The following is a 25,004-nucleotide window of genomic DNA, read 5'->3' on the forward strand; positions in this document are numbered from 1 at the left end:
GCGCACCACGAGACGGGTGGGCGCCGGCGGCAGTTTACAAGGAGCTCGGGTCTCAGCCCTCAGGCCATGGCCCGACGACGTTGATAGGCAGCCATCCTGCGACGGTTGATCGCCACGAGCACCGACAGCACCACCAGGATCACGCTGAGCCCGAGGACGAAGGCACCGATGATTGGGAAACCGGCCGACTCGCCACCTGGCCCCGCGGCTTGAATGCCGGCGGCGGTGCCGTTGGCCCGGCCCGAGGCCGCGACTTGACGGGGCGGTGGGGTGGGAGCCGGCGGAACGGTGGGAGGGGCGGACCCGCCTATGACCGTGACACCCGATACCGTGAAGTAGGGGCTCTTGTTGGTGTAGTCCGCCGCGTTGCCCTCCTGGCCGCTCTCCCCCTGGGCCCCGAAGACCCGGAATCGCAGCCAGTGGTTGCCCTGCTCGACGTACTCGGGCAGCTCGAAGGAGCCTGCGGCAGTGCCGTCCTTCTTGACGGTGATCGTGGTGACCACCTCGGACTCCCCGGGGCGCGAGGCGACCAGGGCACCGTCGTCGATGAGGACCTGGACCGTCACGCCGCTGGGGAATCCCGACAGCGTGTACATGATCGTTCCTCCGACAGCGACCGTCGAGGGGCTGACTGTTGAGGCGGTTCCTGTAGTGGAGGGACCGGTTTTGGTGTCCGCGCTGGCGACGGGGCTCGTGGAGACCACCGCCACCAGGGAGGCCAGGAGCACGGAGCAGACGATGACCAGCATCCGAGGTGCCCCCTGAAGGCGCCTCAAGGCACTCCGATGTCGACTCGGCACGGGACGCCGCTCACGCCGTACGCGCTCAGTCATCCGGAATATCCGGATCATCTGCTCACACCTCCTTTCCACGGCCGCGTGCTCCGGCTCCTTGACGATGTCATTGACGCTCTCCTACTACACCGTCTCAGCGCCTGCGCGGAAGCCGCAGGGTGGTCCGTGGTGCGCGCAGTGGCATCCCGGAGAACGCGGCGACCAGCAGGCTCACGGCTCCGACGACCAGCAGCCCTCCGGCGCTCCCCAGGAGCATGTCGTTGGCACTCAGGCCCTTGGTGGGCGCAGCCGCGGTGTCCGGGAAGGTCAGCAGCTGAGCCTGTGCCGGGTTGCGAGGATCGAAGGACGCAGAGGAGATCTCCAGCTTCGCCCATCCCAGGAGGCTGTTGTCGCGATCGGCCACCGCCAGCTCGTAGGAGCCGGAGTCGAATGTTGAGATATCGATGGAGACGCTGTTGGCATCATCAACCTGCACCCATCCCTTCGTGGTGGCGCCGGGGAAGACGAACACCGAGACCCACTCGCCCGCCTGCGCCTTGGACTTGGGCAGGACGAGGTTGACGATGTTGCCCTGGCGGGAGCCGGACAGGGAGCCGGCGTTGTCCGCGCTCAGGTGGGCCGCGCTGGTCACCGGGGCCACCGGGCTCCGGTCCGGACGGACGGTGCGCTGTGAGCTCGCGTCAGCCTCAGGCGAGGCCTGCGCCGAGGCCGCGGAGTCTTCCGAGGCATGGACGCGTTCGCCTCCTGAGCCACCGGCGTTCGGGGCGGGCGCCGCCCCAGCGTTGGCCGGTTGTTGGGCGGAGCCGTCCTGCGAGGTCGAACGGGAGTCCGATCCGGCATCGGGGGCCTGCGGCGCGGAGGAGTCGGCCTGGCTGCCTGCGCCTGTGTCCGCGCCCGCACCTGAACCAGCGCCCGAGCCGGAGCCCGTGCCGCCGGGGTTGCCACCTGGGTGGTTGCCCGCGGCGTTGTCCGTTCCGGGGCGCCCACTGTCATCCGGGTTCGGCTTCGGAGCGTTCTGGTCGGATTCGGTGGTCTGAGGTGCAGGAGCCGGGGACGCCGTCTCGGAGGGGTGGGCTGAAGGTGCCGGCGAGGCGGAGGGCTCCGACGACGGAGCAGCCGAGGGCGTGGGAGCAGGGCTGTTGGGTGAACCAGTCGGCTCCGGTGCGGGTTCGCTGGTGGGCTCCGCAGTGGCCGAGGGCTCCGCGGTCGCAGTAGGAGCCGGGCTCGGCGCGGGGGACGGCTCCGGCGTGGGCTGCGGGGCGACGGCCTTGTTGAGGGCGAAGATGTTGGTCGCGGCCGTCAGTCCGGAATCGATGGGCGAGAGCTGCAGGTAGTAGCGCCCCTTGTCGACCTTCCCCCCGGTGTAGAGGGCCGACAGGTTGAGCTGGGCGTCGAAGGCCCCGTGACGGAAGGTGACGGGAACCGAGAGCGTTCCCGGAACCACGTACCCGCCGTAGGCCGCGACCTTGATCTCGACCGGCTTCTCGCCGTCGAGCATCGTCCCCTGCGAGCACCAGCCCGTACCCCGCACCCTGACTGCAGTATCCGGGTCGTAGGAGGGCTCTGTCCCCTGGAGATCCGAGCCATCGGAACCGAGCACCTGGACGGCGGGCTTGACCTGGCACGTCTTAGCGGTCGCGCTCGGCTGGGCAGAGGCAGCCGGCTCGGGCGACTTGGAAGGCGAGGGCGATGCGCTGGGTGAAGCAGCCGCGGAAGGACTGGCCGTCGGACTGGGCGCCGCAGAAGGAGACGGTGAGGGGGCTGCCGACGGGCTGGGTGCCGCGGAGGGACTCGGTGAAGGCGTCGGTGTAGGTACCGGCGTGGGAGACGCCGAGGGCGCCGGCGACGGCTCATTCGAGGCATGAGGAGCCGGTTCCGCAGTAGGTGCGGTCGTCGGTTCAGCAGTTGGCACCGGACCGGGTGCAGCACTCGGCTCCGCAGAGGGTTCGGGAGTCGGCTCCGCGGTAGGCTCCGGCGTCGGCTCCGCGGTGGGCTCCGCAGAGGGTTCGGGAGTCGGCTCCGCGGTGGGCTCCGCAGAGGGTTCGGGAGTCGGCTCCGGCGACGGCTCGGGAGCCGGAGGGTTGATGACATCCGGGTCCTGCTTGACGAAGGAGAACAGGCCCGTGGTCGCACTCACCGTTCCACTGGTGTAGGTGAGGCTGAAGACCTTCGTGCCGACCTCCCAGCCTTTGTCTCCGGTGGCCTGACGCACGCCCTTGACGAGGTAGTCAGTCGGGATGAACACATCCTGCTCGCCGTTGGCGGGAGCCGGACGCTCAAGCTCGGCCTTGATGCCGGGAAGCAGGTAGGGAGTGACGGTCTTGCCCTCGACGACGTTGAGCGTGATGGTGGGGTCCTCCAGGACCTCCCCAGCGGTACTGCACCAGCCCGACAGGATCGACTCGACCCCCACGCCGAACCCGGTCTCATAGACCGGCACCACGTACTCGGGCGCCGACTGGCCCTCGGGGTAGACCATTCTGGCCGCGGGGTGGCAGGCCGAACCGCTCTCATAGTCCTCAACAGCATTGCCTGCATTCAAAAGGGGCATGGCGGCAACACCGGCGGTGGCCAGAACAATGCCGAAGGCTGTCAGAACAGCAAGAATCGCGCGCAGGCCGCTCCTGACGGAAGGGAGGGCGGCAAGCAGCCGCTGAGCGTATTGCATGACGTGGTCTCGTTCATGGGCAGGGGCAGATGGACTTACTCGTACAGCACACGGTTGACAACCGAGATGCACGAGGAAAGGACGCACCACGAAGCAGGCGCGACTGCCTTTCGCGAACGATGATAGACGGACGCCTCCCTTCTAAGAATCCGCTATCACCCGAAAACATCGTCCGCGTTGTCGATTCCGGGTTAAGTATACACAGCGGTAACCCGTCAATCGGTCGGGTTGAGACCATTCAGAACCGGGAGACTTGAGGAAACTCGAGCAATGGTAACGATAAATTGGGATACGTAACCCCTTTGTTGCCAAGATTTCTTTTGCATCACGGTTTTATTTGCGCAGTAGATCCGCCCCGGCAGTGCGCCCCGAGCTGGCGGCAGCCGCACGCGGAGCACCTCAGGAGGCTCATGAGCAGAACCCCAGGTCCTGCTCATGAGCGTCAAGCCCCCACGACAAGGCATGACGCCACCAGGCGTAATCGTGCCCGCCACGCTCCTCGCGATACTCGAGCAGCGCTCCTTCGACCCCAAGAAGCTCTGAGACGGTGCGAGCCCCCTGACGCAGGCCGTCTTCATGGACCCCGCACTGGACCACCAGTCGCGCCCCCAGCCCATGGCCATCATGAGGATGCTGGTCGCTTCTCGGGCGCTGCAGGCTCCGAGCCTCGGAGCGGTGACGCAACCAGCGCAGCAGCTCTCCCTCACCCTCGCCTCGGCGCTGAGAGCCGAGCCAGAAGGAGCCGGACTGGACAATGGCACGAGTAGCCAGCTCGGGATGACGCAGAACCAGGTCGGCCGCAGCAACCCCTCCCAAAGACTGCCCAGCCACCACGATCCGATCCGGGCGCCATAGGCAACCACCACCATCCTCAGAGGACACAGCAATCCTGCAGCCTCGCCCGCAGACGGCCCGATGTGCCGCCTGCAGACACCTACGGAGCAGTTCTCTGCTGCGTCGCGGATCCCCCAGGTCGCGTGAGCGCATGGCCAGGCTGCCGGAGTCGATGAGCAGCACATCCCATTGGCGGGATCTGGGGGCCAGGTGATCGACGGCATGGTTACCACGCCAGACGTTTCCGTCGAGCAGGATCAGCAGACCCCGCTCACTGTGCCCGCAGGAGGCCTCCTGGACACGGCCCCCGCACCACAGTGTGACTCGCCGTCCGGGGTCTCCCGGCTCATCAAAGTCTGTGAGCACCTCGTTCTCCAGGTCGAACCGGAGGACGTACCTGTCGTGTTCATCCTGGGGACGGTTCAGCGCCTGCCACGCCCCCTCTGCCGAAGCGCCCGAGCCGATCATCCAATCCGGGTGCAGCACGGCCTTGGGGCCCGCCCATAGCGAGGACACCAGACCGAAGCCGTCATGCAGCCGCTCGGGATTGAGGGGATCGGGCCGTCCCAGTGCATGAACGCGCTTCCAGCACTCGCGTCGGGTCCCGGCATCGTCAGGCAGGGCGTCGTGAGTCACGACGATCCGGTAGCTCAAGAGCGCATCCCGCGGCAGCAGGATGTGAAGCGCCCACCAGCCGGTCCCAGGAACCCGGGCGGCCAGTGCCGGCGCGATGTGAGCGCGATGATTGTCGGTCAGGGTATTGAGATGGATGAGCACACTGGGGCTGGCGCCGTGCCGGTGGTCATCGCGCCACAAGAAGCTCGCCTCCACCATCTCAACCCCGTTGATGATGCGTCCCTCCCCCAGGACGGGAGTGCCGTGCACCGCGGCAGCGGCCAAGGCTGAATCGTCGGGAACCGGAGGCCACCATGCCGGGGTGATGCGAAGCGGGCCGCCGTCCTGGGCCACAGGAGTCGCGACCAGCTGTCTCCACCGTGCCTTCGGCACAGGCGGTTGATCGCCACACCCCCCACTCACGTCGCCGACTCTACAGCCACTCAGTATCGGTTCCACGTATCGGTTCCACAGTGATCCGGCGATGGGAGGCTCGCATCATGGGACGCATGGCAGGCTTGCATTGTTCCGGGGAGGGTGGCATAGGGTAGTCGTCATGACGCACATCGTTCTTACGGCCACAACCGCTCCTGGCGCACAGGCGCTCGCGGTCATGTGTGGTGCGCAGATGTGTTGTTGTCGAGCCTGTTGATTCCGTCCCCTCCCCCGGCGTTGAACCTGCCCGGGGAGCGTGACGACGCCTCAAAGCAGCGTTGACGCCGGCCGAGAACGACAACCGGCCATGACGTCGTGGGCTCCCGTGCCGCGTATTTTCCGCTCGCCAGAGTACGGAGACGCCCTTTCACACGCTCTGATGGCCTGAGGCTGTGTCCGCACTTACTCGGCTTGCTCCGCTCGGCTTCTTGTGCTCCTCCTCCACCATTTTCACCGGGACGCTGCTGCGTCATGCGCATCGAGGCCCGTTCCCACCACTACAGGAGAAACCATGTCCACGTCCTCGTCGTCCTCTTCTTCCTCCGATCCGTCCCAGTCCTCCGACTCCTTGTCCTCCGTCCCATCGGAGGCCGAGGTCGTGGAGACTCAGGAGGTCACGGCTGAGAACGCCGCCGCGATTCTGGCAGCCGATGACGACATCGATGATCCCGACGCCAATGAGACGGATCAGTCGCATCGCGGCAAACCGTCACGGCGCACGCTACTCACGATTGGGGGACTCGCAGCCACTGCCGCGGTCGGTACCGGTGCGTACCTGACGATTCGGCGCACCAACCAGGGTGTCATCGGAGCCCACGAGGCACTCCCCCTGGTGATTGGCGGCGACATCTGCGCCGCACCACTGTACGCCGCGTACCACCGGGGTTTCTTCGACGACGCGGGACTGAAGGTCACGCTGGCGCGCACCCAGCAGACCGAGGACACCAAGGACGGCGTGGGCGCCGGTAAGTACATTGGCGCTCCGGGAATCTTCTTCTCCTGGCTGGAGCCGATCTACAACGGCCTCAACGCCAGGCTCACCGCGGGGCTACACGCCGGCTGCCTGCGCCTGGTGGTGCGCAAGGACTCTCCGTATCAGAAGCTGGCTGACCTGAAAGGCACCACCATCGGCGTGCCGTCACTGTCGTCATCCGCCTTCGCCTACTTCGCGATCGGGCTGTCCGAGGCCGGCATCAACGTCAAGCCGGACGGAGGCGACATCACGTGGCGCACAGTCGATGCGGACTCCTTGGGGACCGCACTGACTGACGGTCAGGTGGACGCCATCATGGGCTCCGACCCCGGACCACTGCTTCCCGTCTTCAACGGGACGGCCCGTGAGCTGGCCAACAACGACGCTGAGGAGTTCTGCTGCTCGGTAGCGCTCAACGGAGACTTCGTACGCCGACAGCCCAAGGAGGCGAAGGCTCTGACCGAGGCCTGGTTGAAGGGCTCGGCCTACGTACCGGGCCACATCGAGGAGATCGCGAAGATCGAGGTTGACAACGACTACGTCGCCGCCGACCAGGACGTCGTCGTCCGGGTGCTCAAGACATACGGGTTCAAGGCCTCGGCCTCCAGGTTCCGGGCCGCGATCGAGCCCGGCATCGAGAAGTTCAAGGGGACCGGCTTCATCGCATCCGACGTCTCCGCCCGGAAGCTGACCGACACCGTCGTCGCCGACCTCGGCATCAAGGACTGAGTGACGATGCCCACTGAAGTGACTCCCGCGACCGCATCGACCGCGTCCTCCAAGCCCGTCGACGATGGGCATCCACGACCGCCCTCCTCCACAGCCAGGCAGAGCGCACCAAGCGATCGCCGTTCCAGCGCAGGCGCGCTTGTGAGCACGACGGCGCTGTTGTTGTGGTCGGCCTACCTGGTCCTCCTCATCGCCCTGCCGGAAGCCGACCTTCTCCGCAAGGAGTCAACCACTCCAGTCGCAGTCCTTGCCGGGGCATGGCTGACCGCCCTGATCGCGTGGACACTCACCGCACGGGTCCGACCGGCCTCTTCGGCAGCGAGGTCTCTGACGCACTTCCTGCCCTGGATCAACGCCGCCGGCGCATGGTTCATCGTCTGGCAGCTGACAACATCCAAGCTCGGATTGCTCACGCCCCCGTACTTCGCCGCCCCAGAAGTACTCATTGCCTCCTTCCTCGGAGACTGGAGGCTGCTGCTCAGCTGCCTGGGTGCCTCGGCGCTGCTCTTCATCATCGGGTACACGGCCGGATCGGTGCTGGGGTTCTTCACCGGCCTGCTCATGGGCTGGTCGAGGCGCGCCGACTACTGGCTCCATCCGCTCCTTCAGACCATCGGCCCAGTTCCCGCGGCCTCTCTGCTTCCGCTGGCGCTGCTGCTGCTTCCGACGACGTACACCTCGGCAGCCTTCATCGTCGGCTTCGGCGCCTGGTTCCCCATGGCGACCATGACTCGGGCGGGAGTTCGCTCCGTGCGCCGCGACTACATCGACATGGCCCGCACGCTGGGAGCCGACGAGTTCTTCCTCATCAGACGAGTGGCCGTGCCCTCCGCGCTACCAGACATGCTCACCGGCCTGTTCACGGGACTGGGAACCTCGCTCGCCGCTCTCATGACCGCCGAGCTGACCGGCGTCGACAAGGGCCTGGCCTGGTACATCAACTGGGTCAAGGGCTGGGCGGACTACCCCCGGATGTACGTGGGCCTCATCATTCTGGTGACCTTCTGCCGCACGCTCATGGTCCTGCTGTTCAAGATCCGCTCCTCGCTGCTGGCATGGCAGCAGAACCTTGTGAGGTGGTGAACCGATGTCTGCTGATTCGTCGGCGGCTACTACCGCGCCGCAGGTTTCGACTCCGTCCGTCCCCCGCGGTGCACAGGTCGATCTCGCTGGTGTCTCCCACAGCTACCCGTTGTCCCATGACCTGGAGCACGGGTGGCTCCATCTGCTGCTGCGCCGGTTCTCCCCCGCTGCGAGGGCTCGCTACGAGGCTGAGGCTGCCAAGCCGGATCAGCTTGCCGTCCTCAATGACATCGACCTGACGGTGGCACCCGGGGAGTTCGTCTCACTCGTGGGGCCGTCCGGCTGCGGGAAGTCCACGATCCTGAGACTGCTGGCCGGATTGGAGCAGCCCGTCGAGGGCAGCGTCACCGTCGACTCCACGCAGGTGACCGGCCCCTCGCCTCTGCGCGCGCTCGCGTTCCAGGACGCCACGCTCCTGCCGTGGAGGACCGTGCGGGACAATGTCGCCCTGGGCCCTGAGGCAAGAGGCCGGGTGGAGCGCGACCGACGCCGGGTGGAGGCGGCCCTGCAGATCGTGGGGCTGCGGGACTTCGCCGATTCCTACCCCGCCACGCTTTCAGGCGGTATGGCTCAACGGGCCTCACTGGCCCGAGCCCTGGTCAACCGGCCCCGGCTCTTTCTCCTGGACGAGCCCCTGGGCAAGCTCGACGCCCTGACACGCCTCCAGCTCCAGGACGAGATCCTCAAGCTGTGGGAGTCCCAACGCTTCACCGCCGTCCTGGTCACCCACGACGTGGACGAGGCCCTGCGCCTGTCCAACCGAGTGGTCGTCCTGTCAGAGCGCCCCGCTCGCATCGTCGCCGACATCGAGGTGCCCGAGCACGACGAGTCGAGTGACGAGGTCCGCGAACTGCGTCGGAAGATCCTCGGCCTGCTGGGGCGGTGAACGGGCCACGAGACCGACCTCACCTGTGATCCAGCCCGTGGAGCGCGGAGTTCCGCTGATTCTCCCGTAGCCTGGTCGCAGGAGCGATCCGTGCCCTGTTGACCCCGTTCGGGTCCTGCCGCACCCGGTGTGCGGCACGAGTATCCCGTGAGTCTGTGCGTGTTAGCCCATGAGTCACCCGGCCAGTCCGGGTGCGGGGCGAGTGTGGTGGGCCAGGTACGGCAAAGAGCGGAGGACAGAAGGTCCTCCCCCACACTCCGCCGCGGTCCCCACCATCTTCATGGGGACAGATATGGGATAACTTCATGACTCACTCCAGCAGCACTGCGCCTGGCGCCTCCGACGCTCAGAGCCAGGACGGCAACGGCCCCCTCAGCCTCGATGCGCTCTTCTCCGCCGAGCTCTCCGGCGGCGAGCAGACCGGCCCGACCAAGAACGATGAGGAGAGCACTGTCGCCGCGCCGCACCACCGCGACGGCACCACCTCCTCCCCCGAGGACTTCGCCACTCCCGCCTCCTCTGATTCCCCTGAGGACCCGGAGGACGTCGACCACGAGGAGGAGGCGGACGACATCGACCGAGACCTCCCCGAGGCCGACCCGGAGGACGGGATCGACGACTCCGATGAGGACGACGGCGTCGACATTGATGAGGACGAGGTTGACGGCCACACCCCCTTCATCGACACCGATGCCGACTCCGACAGCCACCAGCGCGATGTCGAGCGCGCCGCCTCGCCGCGCGACCGGGACAAGAGCGAGGTGAGGACCGCTCACGAGGATGAGGAGATCACCTTCGCCGACCTGGGTCTTCCCGGTGACCTGCTCAAGGCCGTCACCGACATGGGCTTCGTGACCCCCACCGCCATCCAGAAGGAGGCGATCCCGGTTCTGCTGGCCGGCCGCGACGTCGTCGGCGTCGCCCAGACCGGAACCGGCAAGACGGCGGCCTTCGGGCTTCCGCTGCTCGACGCCGTCGACTCGCGTGACAACGTCGTTCAGGCGCTCGTTCTGGCCCCCACCCGCGAGCTCGCGCTCCAGAGCGCCGAGGCCATTACCGACATGGCCGCCCGCTCCCGCGGACTGGAGGTGGTGGCCGTCTACGGTGGCGCCCCCTACGGCCCCCAGATCGGCGCGCTCAAGGGCGGCGCCCAGGTCGTCGTCGGCACTCCCGGCCGCGTCATCGACCTCATTGACAAGGGCGCGCTCCAGCTCGACGACGTGCGCTACTTCGTCCTGGACGAGGCCGACGAGATGCTGCGGATGGGCTTCGCCGAGGACGTGGAGACGATTGCGGAGTCTCTTCCCGCCGATCGGCGCACCGCCCTGTTCTCCGCGACGATGCCGCCGGCCATCCAGGCCGTGGCGCGCCAGCACCTTCACGAGCCCGTTCAGGTCGAGGTCTCCAGGCCGGCCTCCACTGTTGCCACCGTCCACCAGACCTACGCGGTGGTTCCCTTCCGTCACAAGATCGGCGCCGTCTCCCGGGTCCTGGCCGTCACCGACGCCGAGGCCGCCATCGTCTTCGTACGGACCAAGTCCACGGCCGAGGACGTCGCCATCGAGCTGGCAGGCCGGGGCATCCAGGCCGCCGCGATCTCCGGTGACGTGCCTCAGCGCGAGCGCGAGCGCCTGGTGGAGCGGCTGCGCGCCGGCACCCTCGACGTGCTGGTGGCCACGGACGTCGCTGCCCGAGGCCTGGACGTGGACCGCATCGGCCTGGTCGTCAACTTCGACGTGCCCCGCGAGGCCGAGGCCTACGTGCACCGCATCGGTCGCACGGGCCGAGCCGGCCGCCACGGCGAGGCCGTCACCTTCCTGACCCCCAAGGAGAAGGGCAAGCTCCGCCAGATCGAGCGCCTCACCGGAAGCCGTCTGGAGGAGATCACCCTGCCCTCCCCCGCGGACGTCTCCGAGCACCGCGCCCGCAAGCTCCTGTCCAAGGCAGCCGCCCGCCACGAGCGCGGCCGTCTGGACATGTACCTGCCGCTGGTCGCCGACTCCGCCCGGGAGCTGGACATCGACGTCGAGGAGCTGGCGGCCACGCTGCTGGCCCTGGCCGTGGGAGACGAGGGACCGCGCAGGCGCGAGGACCGGGGCGGTGAGCGCCCCCAGCGCGCCCGCCGGGAGGAGAACCTCGACTCCGAGGGGACCTTCCTGTCGGCCTCCTTCGAAGGCGGCCGGGAGAAGGGCCGTCGCGCAGAGCGAGGAGACCGCGGCGAGGGACGCCGCTCGGCCACGCGTTCCGGGCGCCGCGAGCACGAGGGCCCCGGGACCGTCTACCGCGTGGAGGTCGGGCACCGCGACCGGGTCCTGCCCGGAGCGATCGTGGGCGCGCTGGCCAACGAGGGCGGTATCGAGGGCTCCGACATCGGCAAGATCGACATCCTCCAGTCCTTCTCCCTGGTCACGATCTACGCCGACCTCAGCCCCGAGCAGCTGAGCGTCATGGGGCGGGCGACCTTTGCCGGCCGCGAGCTGCGGATCCGTCCCGACGAGGGTCCGGGGCACGGCTGGTCCGGCCCCAACGGCGCCGAGCGGCGTCCTAAGCGGCGTGACTGGGAGGACCGCAAGGACCGTGGCGACCGCGGCGACCGCGGCGAGCGGTCGGAGCGCGGTTTCCGTCCCCGCCGTGAGGACGGCGAGCGCGGTTGGAAAGACCGTGATGGGCGCGGCGGCAGGGGCGGCTACGACCGCTCGGAGCGCGGGGAGCGCCGTGACAACCGTCGGTGGGATGAGCGCCGTGGCGATCGGGACGGCTTCCGTGGCCGGCGCGAGGACCGGGGTGGCCGCGGCTACGACCGCGACGGGCACCGGGGCGAGCGCCGTGGCTACGGCGAGCGCAACCAGAACCGCTTCGGCGGCAACCGGGGTGGCTTCCGCGGAGGGCGCGGCGAGCGCTGAGTTCTCAGGACTCCTCTGATGCGGTTGGGGGCGGCAACATGTGTTGCCGCCCCCGCTACTCTTCCCCTACTCCGCCATCTGGTCGTCGCATGGGTGGGTGCTCAGGCCCTGCGCACCCGCACGGTCCCCATCTGGGTGCGGGCCCGCAGCTCGAGGCGTCGTTCGAGGGCATCGGGGTGCTCCTGGCGCGGCAGGTCGGTGGCGACTCGACCGAAGTCGGAGTGGCAGTCGGCCAGGACCGCGGTTCCCTCGGGCACTCCCACCGACACGGTTCCCATCTCGCTGGACAGATCCAAGGTTCCTTCACGGGCCTCGACGATCTTGACCGAGCCGGCCTCCGTGTGGGCAGACACTGTGCCGGAGGTCGAGCGGATGCGCACAGAACCGGCTTGGGCCCGCACGCTCCCCTCATGCAGGGCGCCGATGACGATGGAGCCGGCGTCGGCGTGCACCTGCGCACTCATGCAGTCGCCCAGCCGGATCGATCCTGCCGAGGTCCGGATCTGCACGTGCTCCCAGGAGTGCTCAGCGCTGATCGATCCGGCATCGAGGCGGGCATCCAGGTGCGTGCCGTGCGGCACCGTGACCCGAACTCGAGATGTCTGCGGGCCCCACGGCCAGATGCCAGCGAATCGTTCACGTCCCACGAGAGCGATCTGGCGGATGCTCACCTTGGCCCCGTCGGCGGTGACGTCCAGGAGGGGGTTCAGGCTCTCATCGGCCTCGACGGTGATCGCGCTTCCCGTCCCAGGCGCAGTCACCACGCTCAGGGTAGACAGATCCAGGACGAGGCTCGGCTGAACGTCGTCGGGAAGGTCGAAGGTCCAGATCGGCATGGGTGGTCTCCTCAGGTTCCAGGTATCTGCGCGGACCGCCACGATGTGGTCATCCAGCGGGTGAGTCATTGGGATCAGGTGAGATCAGTGGCACGACGGCGCGCTGGTACGGGGTCAGCCGAACCAGCCGGTGAGCGTCGCCCCCGAGCTCCGGTGCTGCGCCGGTCCGGCACGCCAGTCGGTGGGGCGTCCACCGTCGGAGCCACTCGCAGAGCGATCAGACCCCGCCCCGTCGTTCCCGGTGCTCGTGCTCGGCGGGCGCTGGGAGCCCGACGCGGACGACTGTTCCGACAGCGCACCTCGAGCCGCTTCCACGAGCCAGGCGTTGACCGAACGTCCCTGCACCCGGGCGGCGGCATCAATCTGCTGCTTGAGTGACTCGGGCAGGCGTAGCGTTGTGCGAACCTCCGGGCCCTCCTCCACCTCAGGTGCTGCGTGCACCGGAGTCTCGGCATGGCGGTCCGGGCCCGTCACGTGGTCCTGCTCCCGCTCATCAGACCGATCAGCCTGGGTCACCAGAAGGTGGGGCGTCGCACCGTCCATCACAACGGCGACATGAGCCCCGTCGAGCTCGCCGTTGAGCTCATCTGCGGTATCCGTGAGCATCTGCAGGGCGACGAGGCGCAGCGCCGGATCGAGTGCAGCCGCCAGGGAGCGGGCCACGTCCTGGGTCCGGTCGTCACCCAGGGACGAGGTCTCCACGAGGGTACGACGCAGGGTCTCGGTGTAGGCATCCACATGCATGACACCATGATGACACCACTAGCCACCCCAGCCAAGAGAATTTGATGTCAAGTTGATGTCAAATCGGAACATGATGGTGTCACATTAGGCGATTCGCTCCAGAATCCGCGCGAGCTCCACCCATCCATGTGTTTCGGCCCTGAGCGGCTCGATGAGCTCGGCGTTCACGACCTCGTCGGTGGCCCGGCGCAAGCGCTCGACGATCCGCCTGCGGTGACGCCTGGCCTGAAGGCCGGCCAGGAACGTCCCCAGACCCGCCAGGACCAGTCCGATCAGCAGGCCTCCGAGCAGGAGGACGGTGGGCCAGGGGACTGCCCCCCAGCGCGGAACGTCGATGCTGATGAGCAGGAGGTAGTCCTCCAGCACGTGGATGGCCACCAGCCACAACCCGCCGATGAGCGCAGCCAGTGCGGTCACCCACTGCAGTACGTTCGCAGCTTTCCACCAGACCGGGCGCTTCCACGTCCCGTAGTCCACCTGGGCCACAGCCAGTTCCAGAGGCTCGGCAAGCCTCTCGGCGCGCTCGTCGCTGCGCAGAACGGCCTGAGCGGCCAGGTCACCGGGCAGGGCGGAGCAGGCCGCCACGGCGTAGACGTGAGCACTGCTGCGCAGCCTGCCCGTTGCGGCAGGTCCTGCGGGGGGCAGGGAGGTCAGGTCGATGACGCCGGAGCCCGTGGCGCCGTCGGATCGTTCCGCGTCTGCAGACTTCGGGGCCGGCGGACGCCCGGTCCCCAGGTGAAGGGCTCGAAGCGGATCGCGTCTGAGGTGTCCGATCCACCGCAGCCAGAACCAGCCGACTCGGGTGCGGGCCCGGTGACGGTCCGATCCTTCAACCGCCTGTGAGACGACGTCGACCCCGGCGAGGCTCGCGGCCGCCTGCCGCAGGGCAGTGAGGGAATGACGTACCTGCGGCTCCTGCTGAGCGGCCGGGCCCGGTGTTGGCGCACCACGGCCGGATGGAGCGATGAGCCCCGTGCGCTCGCCCAGCTCACTGGCTGCGCGCCGGGCGTGGGCGGCAAGGCTTCGCGCACTGGCCAGCCTGTTCGAGGCGACCGAGGCCACGGTGCGTGCCAGGGTCTCTACGCCCTGTCCGGTGCGGGCGCTGACGGCAATCACTGAGACGGCTCCAAGACCTTCTCGGTCCAGGATCCTTCTGAGGTCGGCGAGCACTGCGTCCCGGCTCTCGGGGTCGAGCCGATCCACCTGGTTGAGGGCGACCACCATGACCTCGGCGTGCGCCGCCATAGGGATGAGGAAGTCGCGATGAACGACGCCATCGGCGTACTTCTCCGGATCGAGGACCCACACCAGGACGTCGACCTTGCCCGCCATGCGCTCGGCGATGGCCCGGTGCGCGGGTTCGTCAGAGTCGATGTCGGGAAGATCGACCAGCACCGTCGTCTCGCCCAGGGCCCAGCCGCCGTCGACGCGCACTCTGTGGTTGATGGAGAGCCAGTCCAGCAGCTCAGTGGCCTCAGCGGCCGTGTCCGGGACGACGGCGAGGGGCTGGGTCGTCGTCGGGCGGGTGCGGGCGGTTCGGGACACCTCGGAGCCGGCCATGGCGTTGGTGAGGCTGGACTTGCCCGACCCGGTCGCCCCGAGAAGGGCCGCCACCGTGGTCTGCGGCGCCAGACGCCGTCGGTGGGAGGCCTGCGTGAGGACGTCCCGGGCCTGGGTGAGCTCTTCGCGCAGACCGAGCTGCTCGCCCAGGTCGACCGCCCTGGCCAGGTCCTCAAGAACCTGAGGCAGGTCAAACGCCTCGGAGCAGTCGGTGGTCACCTGACCCTCCTCCCGGCCGTACGGCGACCGCGGGCAGCCGGCAGGACGCGCAAGGACGTGGCCGCCTCCTGGCAGGCCCGAAGCTGTTCTCGCAGCGTGTCCGCGCTCGGGGTGGGCAGCGGAAGAGCGTCGGTGAAGCACTTCGCCTGGTTGGCGAACAGAGCCGTGGCACGCTCGCTGAGGTCCTCCCGGGCCCGCTTGGTCATGCCGCGCATTGCCTGGTCCCCGAAAACGGCCTCCAGGACACGCTGAGCCAGGATGGCGGTACCTCCCGCGATCCCCACCTCTCCCCCGGTCAGTCCACCGGTGTGAGCGAAGACGAGAATCATGAGAACGACTCCGGCGCCGTTGACCCCCAGGGACAGCAGGCGGGCGGTGAGCCGTTTGTCGGACCCCTCGGATCGAACGAGCGTGAGAACCTGACGCTGCCAGTCGTGGACGAGGGCCGCGGCGACAACCTCCAGGCCGGTCTGACTGGGCACCTCCGCCAGAGCCCGGTTGAGCGCCTGCTGGGAGGTTCCGGCCCGTCTCCAGGAGCGTTCCGTGGCCAGGCAGGCCCGTTGGGACTCGGCGACCAGGAGCTCAACCAAGGAGGAGCCGATCGCCTGCTCGACGCGCTTGGCCGGCGCCGGACGTCCCCGCAGAAGCGACGTGACGCGGTCGCGGACCCGCCCCACCTGCACCTCCAAGGACCGGAACAGGTCTCCGGTGCCCACGAACTCCTGCCAGCGGGCCAGCACCTCGCCATGCAGCATGGAGCCGTCCTCGGTGGCCTCGATGACGCGCTCGAGAGCGTCATCGTGCTCGGAGGTGGCTGCTCGCCGCAGCTCGGCGTGCTCGGCCTCCTGGGAGGCCAGCTCGACGGCGAGCAGCTCGCTCTGCGTCAGGAGGGAACCAATGGCGCCGGTCAGACTGCGGTGCGCGACGTCCTGGCGAGCAGCCGCGTCGGAGGCCAGCGCCCCCAACCACTGGCGCAGCGGCGAGACGCAGGACTCGGGCAGGAAGCCGTCATCGTCCAGAGCGGTCTCGGGAATCGTGAAGACGGGCGCCTCGGCCAGGCCGGCCTCCGTGAGCCGACGCCGTAGGTCTGCCTCCACCTCGCTCTGCGCGCCCTGCGGTACGCGGTCCAGGACGATGGCGGCCGTGATGTGCCGCTCGGCCGCGGCCCGCAGGTGCTCCCAGGGGACGGCGTCGGCGTAGCGGGCCGCCGTGGTGACGAAGATCCACAGGTCCGCCCCTGCCAGGAGCGTGGCAGCCAGGTCCCGGTTGTCCTCGACCACGGAGTCGACATCGGGTGCGTCCACGATCGCCAGTCCCTCGGGCAGCCCCTCGCAGTCCCGCAGCTCGAGCTCTCTGGGCGTGTGGTCGGTGGCCGGGCTCGCCGGTGCGTCGGCGTCCAAGCGCATGCGCGACAGAGACCCCAGGACCCGGTCGGTGTCGAACCAGGCGGCGTCGGTCGGTGCGTGCAGCAGCAGGGGGCGGCGCGTGGTGGGGCGGATCGCCGAGGCCCTGGCCACGTGCCGGCGAACGAGCGAGGACACGAGGGTCGACTTGCCGGCCCCGGTCGAGCCGCCCACCACGGCCAGCAGTGGTGCGTCCAGGCTGGCCAGGCGGGGAAGGACGTAGTCACCGAGCTGGTCGCGGATGAGCGTGGCCTTGTCCGAGGCGGCGGCGGTTCCCTGAAGGACATAGGGCATGGACAGGGCCGTCAGGCTGTCCCGGAGGGCGGACAGCGCCATGGTCGCCTGCTGGACGTGGTGCGTGCTGCTGGACTCGCTCCGGCTCGTGGTCATGAGGCTGAGTCGACCTCGCAGCCGTCCTGGCCATCGGCCGGGGAGCAGGCCGCAGCCGGGCTGACGGTGATCCGTGGGGCGGCATCCTCGGCGGGCGGCTGCCAGGTGGCGGCGTCGGCCTCGACCTGCTCACCGGAGCGGATGTCCTTGACCGAGTCGGGGGCCCCCTCAGAACCGGGGAACCAGACGAAGGGAATGGAACGCTTGTCCGCGGCCTTGATCTGCTTACCGAACTTGGCGGCGCTGGGGGCCACGTCAGCGCTGATGCCGCGGGCGCGCAGCGCATCGGCGACGGCGTCGGAGGCGCAGCGGTGGGCCTCGTCGGTGACGGCCACGAGCACCGTCGTGGGCACGGCTCGACTGACCTGCACCAGGCCCTCGCCGATGACGCGGGCCAGGAGCCGGGACAGGCCGATGGAGATGCCCACACCGGGGAAGGTGCGCTTGCCGTTGGTGGCCAGGGAGTCGTAGCGGCCCCCGGAGCACACTGAGCCCAGATCCTCGTGGCCTGCCATGAAGGACTCGTAGACGGTGCCGGTGTAGTAGTCCAGTCCGCGAGCGATCTTGAGGTCGGCGATGACGGCGCCGGGGCGGCGCCGTCCAGTGGCCTCGAGCAGGGCGGTCAGCTCGGCCAGGCCCTCGATGAGGAGCTCGGTGGGCTCGGCGCCGGCCAGCGCCCGCAGGACCTGATCGGAGACGTCCTGACCATCGGTGCCGGTGATGGTGGCGAGCCTGAGGGCCTGTGCCGCCTGCTGCGCGGTGGTGCCGACGCTCTGGGTGAGCTCGGCGGCCACCTTCTCGGGACCGATCTTGTCGAGCTTGTCGACCACGCGCAGGACCTCGATGAGCCGGTCGGTGTCAATGCCGATCGACTGGTAGAAGCCCTGGGCGACCTTACGGTTGGAGACGTGGATGGTGACCGCGGGCACCGGCAGGGCGCTGAGCGCCTCGTGCATGATGAGGGGGACCTCGACGTCGTGGTGGAGCGGCAGGGCGCCGTCACCGACGATGTCGATATCGGCCTGGATGAACTCGCGGAAGCGTCCCTCCTGGGGCCGTTCCCCGCGCCAGACCTTCTGGATCTGGTAGCGCTTGAACGGGAAGGTCAGCAGCCCGGCATTGTCCACGACGTAGCGGGCGAAGGGGACGGTCAGGTCGAAGTGGAGCCCCAGCTGCTTGCGCGGATCCGTCTCGGACTCGGCGTCGGCGGGATCGGCCTGAAGGCGGCTGAGCAGGTAGACCTCCTTGGAGGTCTCTCCCTTCTTCGTCAGCTCGCTCAGCGGCTCGACGGCGCGGGTCTGGATGCCGCTGAAGCCGTGGAGCTCGAAGGTGCGGCGCAGGATGTCGACGAAGTGCTGCTCGACGATGTGGCCCGCGGGGAGCCACTCGGGGAAGCCGGACAGTGAGGAGAGAGCTTGTCGTACCTGTGCCATGGTCCGCATTGTGTCATGACGAGCAGTGAGCCTGCGCGTCGCCGTCGGGCCCTGGCGCCATCAGGCCTTGAGGTCTCCCCCACGGATCTTGGCCTCGGCGAGGTAGGGGTTGCCGTGGTGCTCGTGCTCCATGGTGGTCACTGCGCCGTGCCCGGGCAGCAGGATGGTGGCCGGGTCGACGGCGTTGGCCAGGAAGCGCAGGGTGGCGAGCATCTGCACCTGGTCCCCGCCGGGCAGATCGGTGCGTCCGACGGAGCCCTTGAAGATGACGTCGCCGTCGAGGGCCATGAGGTAGGAGTGCTCCTCGTCGGCGACGGCAGGGTCGTCATCGATGACCTCGGCCTCGTAGAGTAAGGCGTTGTCGGCCAGGCGGGCCTCGAAGAAGAACAGCGTGGAGCCCTCCGAGTGGCCCGGGGCGGGGACCGCGCGCAGCGCGATACCGGGGGCCAGCTCGATGGCCTGGGAGAAGCCGTCTCCCGGGAAGAGACGGATGTCGGCGGGCTGCTTCCACTCGCTGCCGGCCATGTCGGTGAAGGTCATGCCGTTGGCGCTGATACCGGTGGTGATGTCGGGCTCCTCGAGCCGGTAGCGGTCGCGCTCGGGGATGTAGACCGGCACGTCCACGGCGTCGTCACTGGTGAGCAGGCCCTCGGCGTGGGCGGCCTCGATGAGCGCCTGGCTGTCCCACACGTGGTCGGCGTGACCGTGGGTGAGCAGGATGGCGCTCAGGGTGAGCCGATGGGAGCGAAGCAGGGCCAGGGCGCCGCGGGCGGCACCGGCTCCGGGGTCGACGACGAGGGCGGGTTCGCCCGGACCTGCGGCCAGGACGTAGCAGTTGGCGGCGAACACGGGTGCGATGGTGCGCTCCAAGATCATGCCCCCACCCTACTTGGGTCGTCTGGGAACAGTGACGATACGGATAAAAGAACTGCTCCGGTCCGCATGACCCGGCTGGCTCACCGAAGGTGGAGCCGCCGCCCCCACCAGTGCTCAATGAGCCAGCGGTCGTGGCTGGCGACGATGAGCGTGCCCGTCCATGTCCTCAGAGCGGCCTCGAGCATCTCGAGGGCGTCCAGGTCCAGGTAGTTCGTGGGCTCGTCGACGACAAGCACCTCAGGCCCAGCAGCAGCGGCCAGGGCCAGCTGAACGCGGCGCTGGTTACCGTCGGAGAGCTCGCTGACGGGACGGTTCCACAGGCGCGGGTGCAGTGCGCCCCGGCCGCTGTCCCCAATCCCCTCGGTCCACACACTCTCATCCATCCCAGGGTCGCCGAGTTTCGGCAGGTGCTGGGGTATCCGGAGCACTGAACCAGATACCGTGAGGCTGCCGACGGAGTCCTCCGTGGGTGCTGACCGTCTCCCCATCCAGGCCAGAAGCGTGGACTTGCCGCTCCCATTGGCACCGGTGACCAGCAGGTGCTCGCCTGCCATGACATCGACCGTGACCGGTGCAAGGCGCCCGGGTACGGCAGCTGACCGGGCCGAGACCGCCATCCCTGTTCGCGGCGCCGGTTCACTCAGGCCCAGCTGCAGGTCGTAGGAGCGGGGCCTGCGCACCTCGGTACTGGCGAGCGCCTCCAGCCGGCGGTCGTCCTGCGTCTGGCGCCGGGTGGAGACCCGCTGGGCGCGGTCGGCGTAGAACTTCCGGGCTATGCGGGCCTCGGTCCGGGGCGCTGCCCCGCTGTGCCCAACGATCTCGGAGTCGCGACGGTGACGCACGAGCTTGCGCCGCTGCTCCTGCTGACGCTGGTGAAGACTGCGGTGGGACGACCTGGCGTGCGCCTTCTCCACGAGGTAGTCGCTGTATCGCCCCGCGCACCGGTAGGCACCCATGGGGCCGCTGTCCCCGGAGGCGATGGCGAGTGCCTGCCACGGCGCTGTGTCCAGGTCGACGACGGCGGTGGCCACCTCGTCAATGAAGGCACGATCGTGAGAGGAGAACAGGACCGGTCCGGGCCATGACACCATCATCTCGCTCAGGTAGCTACTGCTACCGGCATCCAGGTGGTTGGTGGGCTCGTCGAGCACCAGCGCCTGACCGGCTGAAAGAAGCAGAGCCGCGATCTCCAGCCTCCCCCGTTGGCCCGGCGACAGAGAGGAGACAAGGCGGCCTGTATCCACGCGTCCCAGTCCCAGCCCGGCGAGCGCCTCAGCCCGTCGAGCCGGCAGGTTCCAGGCGTCGAGCGACTCGAGCCGGGTCAGTAACACGTCGTAATCCTCGGCGAGGGAGCCGGTTTCAGCTCCGGCATGGGCGATGGCCTCGCCCATGCGCTCGAAACGATCAAGCGCGTCCAGAGTCTCAGCGCAGACGGCGTCGAGATAGCCCTCGATCGACGTGGCGGTCGCCTCCTCCAAGTCGGCCGCCTGCGGGCCAGGCTGCTCGGGAATGCTGACAGTCCCCTGGTCAGGCGACAGCTCACCGGTGGCCAGGCGCAGGAGCGTGGACTTCCCCGATCCGTTGGGGCCGACGACGCAGACGCGTTCGTCGTCGGAGACCGTGAGGTTGATGCTCTCCAGCAAGGGGGCGGAGGTGTAGGAGAAGCTGACATGGGAGAAACTGATCGCAGGCATGACTCGTCCTTGGCATGAGGCGGTGGGGGCACAGGGGCGAGTCACGCGAGCATGGTCACATGCTAACAGCGCCAGCCGTCGACGAGGTGGGGCAACCGACACTGGCCCGCTCGTGAGGGGCACCGGCGCTCAACGAATCAACGGAAATCAGTGGGACGAAGGATGGTGAATGGAGCCAGCGGGAACGTAGACTTTCGACACTGCCGTCCTCCGACGGCACCTCACCACCACCCGGCTTGAGAGCCGGGCGCGAACGGAACGGAGCGGTCACGCCGCTCCCTCCCCGTCAACCATGAAGGAGCATCCCGTGACTGAGCGGAACCAGCCCGACAACCGGTCTGACAACCAGCCTGATAGCCAGTCAGACACTGAGCAGACCATCCAGCCGACCGACCTGAACGAGTCGGCAGCGCCCAGCCCGACGGAGCAGGCACCAACGGCCGACGCCTCCCCCGCCGATCCCGCGGCCGAGGCCGTTGCGTCAACGCAGACCAGCACCCCGCAGACACATGCCGACGTCGAGTCCTCCAAGGAGCCCGAGCCCGGCGAGCCCGCGGAACCCGTCGAGCAGTCCACAGCGGCGTCCTCTGACGAGCCGGCGTCTCCCGCCTCCGAGGAGCCTGCCCAGACCGAGCAGCCGACCGAGAAGGTTCAGGCCACCGAGACCACCTCCGAGGACGCCACGCCGACCCCGGCCGAGGTTCCCGCCCCGGCAGCGGCGCCTGCGGCACCTGCCGAGCCGGCCGTCGACCCGCAGGAGGCCATGGACGCCGCCAAGTGGGGACGCGTGGACGGTGAGGGCCGGGTCTACGTCCAGGACGGTGGCGCCGAGCGCGAGGTCGGCCAGTTCCCCGATGCCCCGATCGCCGAGGCCATGGCCTTCTACGTGCGCCGCTACCTGGACCTCAAGGCGACCATCGACCTGTTCGCCACCCGCCTGCCCCAGCTCAGCGTCCGAGAGATCGACTCGACCCTGTCCTCGATCTCCGAGTCCCTCACCGAGCCGGCCGCCGTCGGCGACCTGGAGGGACTGCGGGCCCGTTTCGCCGCGCTCAAGACCGTGGCCGCCGAGCGACGCGAGGCCGTCTCCGCCGAACGCCAGGCCGCCAAGGAGCAGGCTCTCAAGGAGCGCACGGCGATCGTCGAGCGCGCTGAGGCTATCGCCGAACAGGACCCGGCCCGCACGCAGTGGAAGAACTCCGGCGCCGAGCTGCGTGAGCTGCTCGAGTCCTGGAAGGCCGCACAGCGGCGCGGGCCGCGCCTGGACCGTCCCACCGAGGACGGGCTGTGGAAGCGCTTCTCCCACGCGCGCACCACCTTCGACCGTCACCGCCGCCAGTTCTTCAGCGAGCTGGACGCCAAGCAGGCGCAGGTGCGGGCCGCCAAGGAAGCGCTCATCAAGCGCGCCGAGGAGATGCAGACCTCCACCGACTGGGCCGGCACCTCCGCGAAGTACCGTGACCTGCTGGCCGAGTGGAAGAAGGCCGGACGCGCCTCCCGCAAGGAGGACGACGCCCTGTGGGCCCGTTTCCGGGCCGCCCAGCAGGTCTTCTACGACGCCCGCCGTGCCAAGGACGAGGCCGTCGACGCCGAGTTCGCCGAGAACCTCAAGGTCAAGGAGGCGCTGGTGGCCAAGGCCGAGGCGCTCCTGCCCATCAAGGACATCAAGGCCGCCAAGAAGGCCCTGCGCCCCATTCAGGACGCCTGGGAGGAGGCCGGGCGGGTCCCGCGCGGCGCCGTGCGTCGCATTGAGGGCCGCATGCGCGCCGTCGAGGACGCGATCCGTGAGGCCGAGAACGCCGAGTGGCGCCGCACCGATCCGGAGACCAAGGCCCGCGCCGAGGGCCTGGCCGGTCAGCTCCAGGACGCGATCGCCGGTCTGGAGAAGGACCTGGCAGCCGCCCAGGCCGCCGGTGACGCCAAGAAGATCGCCGAGGCCGAGGCCGCGCTGACGGCTCGCCGGGCCTGGCTCGAGCAGGTACTGCGCTCAGCCAAGGCCTGAGCCGAGCACCTTCCGCTCAGCTCTGAGACTGAAGGAGCACCTGAGGCGGGGCCGACACCACCCACCGGTGTCGGCCCCGCCTCGTGTCTCGTCCTGGTGGCCCTGGTCGGGCGATCTGCTATTCCCAGGTGGCGGTTTCTGGATCCACTCCCTCGGACCTGGCGCAGGCGTCGATGACGTCCTTGAGCCAGGCCGCCAGGCCCGGCGCGCGCTTGTCGTAGTACCGGGCGTAGCGTTCGTCCGCCACGTAGCCGCGGGCGATGAGCACCTGCTTGGAGGTGGAGACCTCGAACCACCGGTTGAAGTCCTTGCGGTGCCACCGCGCCAGGGCATTGGCCTCGGGGCTGCCCGGTTCGACGCCGTTGCGCATCGCCTCGGCAAGCGCGGTCTCCAGAGCGACGGTCTCCTCGTGCGCCTGCACCCAGTCGGCGCGAGACATCCGAGCCTTGCGTTGGTAGGACTCGGCCCACTCCGGTGTATCACCCCACCGGGCGCGGGCCTCCTCGACATAGACGGGGTCCCAGTCGGTCCCCCAGATCTCCGCCATCTCAGCCACGGAGATCCTCGCTCCCAACTGATGTATATCGATCACCATGTCGATGGAGCTGAGCTTGTGCTGGAGGTGGGAGATCTGTCCTTGCACCAGTTCGCGCTGACGGCGCAGGTGCGTCAGTGCATCGGCGCCCGGCTCGTCAAGGACTGCCTTGATGTCGGCCAGGCTCATGCCGGTCTGCCGGTAGACGAGGACCTGCTGGATGCGCATGATGTCCGCCTCGCTGTAGAGCCGGTATCCGGCGGCACTGCGCTGGGAGGGATGCACCAGGCCGGACTCGTCCCAGTGATGCAGCGCCCTGACGCTGACGCCCAGGAGCGTTGAGACCTCACCGACCGTCATGGCGATGTCAGCATCGTCCGACACGGCATCGACCGTGGCCTCGGCTGTCGTGCCAGGCCTTTCAGCTCCAGCATGACGGTGTTGAGAGTCCTTCACCGTAGTCTCCTTCCTCAGTACTGGCTCCACCTGGCACGTGTCCGGGCGCGTGTCATCCACCGTGGAGCCTCCCGCCGCGTGAGGGTCAACTCCTCACGGTCACCACGAGGTTATCCACAGGCGGCCGGTTCACTGTGGCGCCCGCGGCCGGTTGACGTCCACGATGGCATATGGCTCGTTTTGTCCCGGTACCCGGCCACGCCGCCGTGGCCCATCTGTCCGCCCGCCCGCTGACCCCGGTTCTGGGCACGCTTCCGCCTCAGGACATGGAGGTGCTCAGGTGCGCCAGCCTCGATGCCCGGCTGTTGGTCAACATTCTGGGCAACTTGCAACCGGCCGACACGCTGCGCTCGGCCGAGGGACGTATGCGGGCCATTGCCGCTGCGCTGCCCTGCCGAGGTGTGCTTCTGGCGAGCACTGCCCTGTGGGTGCACGTCGGTGGGCCCCCACCCGACTCCCTGGAGGTGAGCCTGCCCGGAGGTCGTCGGAGTCGACTGCCCTACCTGGTGACTAAACGAGGTCGGCTGCCTCACTGCGACACGACCGTGATCGGGGGTATCACCTGCGCCACGATCGCCCGAGCCGCCGTCGACATCGCTCGTCTGGGGACACCGGTGCAGGCTGTGCAAGCCATCCTGACCGCCCGCAACCACGGAGTGAGCCGAGTCCGTCTCCTGCTCACGCTCAATCACTGTCGCGGGGCTGCCAGCAGAGGCTGCCCGCGGGCGCAGCACATCATCGAGTCCGTCGCATTCCGCCAGTAAACAGCGACACATTCTCGAAGACATTGATTCGAGTCACCACCGTAAGCACCAGCCAAAGCCTTCATGAAGCCCTCGGTGACGCTGTTCATGGCCCCCAGCAGAAGAAACTCATGTTGTTATTCCATTCCCTTTCGGCCGTGCTATGATACTCGCCATCCTCATGAGGTTGAGA

Annotated in this window: 17 protein-coding genes; 6 read left to right on the top strand and 11 right to left on the bottom strand. The window is 68.5% G+C overall.

Features of this window, described 5'->3' with window-relative positions:
• Positions 1 to 59: 59 nt before the first annotated feature.
• The 3 genes from HMPREF9058_RS05595 to HMPREF9058_RS05605 all read right to left on the bottom strand — a co-directional run bounded on the left by HMPREF9058_RS05595 (position 60) and on the right by HMPREF9058_RS05605 (position 5,196).
• Positions 60 to 749 (bottom strand): DNA-directed RNA polymerase II, encoded by a 690-nt coding sequence (locus tag HMPREF9058_RS05595; protein ID WP_175284673.1) that lies wholly within the window; start codon positions 747 to 749, stop codon positions 60 to 62.
• 178 nt (positions 750 to 927) lie between these two features.
• Positions 928 to 3,462 (bottom strand): hypothetical protein, encoded by a 2,535-nt coding sequence (locus HMPREF9058_RS13955; protein WP_009747617.1) that lies wholly within the window; start codon positions 3,460 to 3,462, stop codon positions 928 to 930.
• A gap of 408 nt (positions 3,463 to 3,870) precedes the next feature.
• Positions 3,871 to 5,196: an enterochelin esterase domain-containing protein gene (locus HMPREF9058_RS05605; protein WP_254654068.1), complete on the bottom strand. Its 1,326-nt coding sequence runs from the start codon at positions 5,194 to 5,196 to the stop codon at positions 3,871 to 3,873.
• Between the two features lie 661 nt (positions 5,197 to 5,857).
• On the opposite strand from HMPREF9058_RS05605, the gene HMPREF9058_RS05610 reads away from it, so the two are divergent.
• The 4 genes from HMPREF9058_RS05610 (at position 5,858) to HMPREF9058_RS05625 (ending at position 11,920) form a co-directional block, all read left to right on the top strand.
• Positions 5,858 to 7,048 carry an ABC transporter substrate-binding protein gene (locus HMPREF9058_RS05610; protein WP_009406218.1) on the top strand — a complete coding sequence of 397 codons (1,191 nt, stop codon included), beginning with the start codon at positions 5,858 to 5,860 and terminating at the stop codon, positions 7,046 to 7,048.
• A 6-nt stretch (positions 7,049 to 7,054) separates the two neighbouring features.
• A complete protein-coding gene (locus HMPREF9058_RS05615; protein WP_009747434.1) occupies positions 7,055 to 8,131 on the top strand; it encodes an ABC transporter permease in 1,077 nt (358 codons plus the stop codon).
• Positions 8,132 to 8,135: 4 nt separating this feature from the next.
• Positions 8,136 to 9,017 carry an ABC transporter ATP-binding protein gene (locus tag HMPREF9058_RS05620; RefSeq protein ID WP_009405974.1) on the top strand — a complete coding sequence of 294 codons (882 nt, stop codon included), beginning with the start codon at positions 8,136 to 8,138 and terminating at the stop codon, positions 9,015 to 9,017.
• Between the two features lie 305 nt (positions 9,018 to 9,322).
• The gene (locus tag HMPREF9058_RS05625; RefSeq protein ID WP_009747319.1) at positions 9,323 to 11,920 is read left to right on the top strand and encodes a DEAD/DEAH box helicase; all 2,598 of its coding nucleotides are present in this window, start codon (positions 9,323 to 9,325) and stop codon (positions 11,918 to 11,920) included.
• 101 nt (positions 11,921 to 12,021) lie between these two features.
• Here the strand turns inward: HMPREF9058_RS05625 and HMPREF9058_RS05630 are convergent, their stop codons facing one another.
• The 7 genes from HMPREF9058_RS05630 to HMPREF9058_RS05660 all read right to left on the bottom strand — a co-directional run bounded on the left by HMPREF9058_RS05630 (position 12,022) and on the right by HMPREF9058_RS05660 (position 21,075).
• Complete coding sequence (locus tag HMPREF9058_RS05630; protein ID WP_009405753.1) at positions 12,022 to 12,756, bottom strand: DUF4097 family beta strand repeat-containing protein; 735 nt, start codon at positions 12,754 to 12,756, stop codon at positions 12,022 to 12,024.
• A gap of 114 nt (positions 12,757 to 12,870) precedes the next feature.
• Positions 12,871 to 13,500, bottom strand: coding sequence for a CopG family transcriptional regulator (locus HMPREF9058_RS05635; RefSeq protein WP_009406392.1), 630 nt, complete (start codon positions 13,498 to 13,500; stop codon positions 12,871 to 12,873).
• A gap of 84 nt (positions 13,501 to 13,584) precedes the next feature.
• Positions 13,585 to 15,279 carry a GTPase gene (locus tag HMPREF9058_RS05640; RefSeq protein WP_009405569.1) on the bottom strand — a complete coding sequence of 565 codons (1,695 nt, stop codon included), beginning with the start codon at positions 15,277 to 15,279 and terminating at the stop codon, positions 13,585 to 13,587.
• On the bottom strand, positions 15,276 to 17,072 hold the full coding sequence (locus HMPREF9058_RS05645) for a dynamin family protein (protein ID WP_009406150.1): 1,797 nt from the start codon (positions 17,070 to 17,072) through the stop codon (positions 15,276 to 15,278). The genes HMPREF9058_RS05640 and HMPREF9058_RS05645 overlap by 4 nt, the downstream gene beginning before the upstream one ends.
• Entirely contained in the window at positions 17,069 to 18,514 is a 1,446-nt protein-coding gene (gene hisS / locus HMPREF9058_RS05650) for a histidine--tRNA ligase (RefSeq protein ID WP_009406394.1), read from the bottom strand. Before hisS ends, HMPREF9058_RS05645 begins: the two co-directional genes overlap by 4 nt.
• 51 nt (positions 18,515 to 18,565) lie before the next feature.
• On the bottom strand, positions 18,566 to 19,381 hold the full coding sequence (locus tag HMPREF9058_RS05655; RefSeq protein WP_004564820.1) for an MBL fold metallo-hydrolase: 816 nt from the start codon (positions 19,379 to 19,381) through the stop codon (positions 18,566 to 18,568).
• 80 nt (positions 19,382 to 19,461) lie between these two features.
• Entirely contained in the window at positions 19,462 to 21,075 is a 1,614-nt protein-coding gene (locus tag HMPREF9058_RS05660) for an ABC-F family ATP-binding cassette domain-containing protein (RefSeq protein WP_009747633.1), read from the bottom strand.
• A gap of 292 nt (positions 21,076 to 21,367) precedes the next feature.
• On the opposite strand from HMPREF9058_RS05660, the gene HMPREF9058_RS05665 reads away from it, so the two are divergent.
• Complete coding sequence (locus HMPREF9058_RS05665; RefSeq protein WP_043537659.1) at positions 21,368 to 23,077, top strand: DUF349 domain-containing protein; 1,710 nt, start codon at positions 21,368 to 21,370, stop codon at positions 23,075 to 23,077.
• Between the two features lie 118 nt (positions 23,078 to 23,195).
• Here HMPREF9058_RS05665 and HMPREF9058_RS05670 read toward each other — a convergent pair whose 3' ends face one another.
• Complete coding sequence (locus tag HMPREF9058_RS05670) at positions 23,196 to 24,068, bottom strand: MerR family transcriptional regulator (protein WP_009747464.1); 873 nt, start codon at positions 24,066 to 24,068, stop codon at positions 23,196 to 23,198.
• A gap of 170 nt (positions 24,069 to 24,238) precedes the next feature.
• Here HMPREF9058_RS05670 and HMPREF9058_RS05675 point away from each other — a divergent pair, with 170 nt between their 5' ends.
• On the top strand, positions 24,239 to 24,832 hold the full coding sequence (locus HMPREF9058_RS05675; protein WP_004564816.1) for a hypothetical protein: 594 nt from the start codon (positions 24,239 to 24,241) through the stop codon (positions 24,830 to 24,832).
• Positions 24,833 to 25,004 lie beyond the last annotated feature (172 nt).

Origin of the sequence: Actinomyces sp. oral taxon 175 str. F0384 (assembly GCF_000223355.1) — a bacterium.
GTDB lineage: Bacteria > Actinomycetota > Actinomycetes > Actinomycetales > Actinomycetaceae > Actinomyces > Actinomyces oris.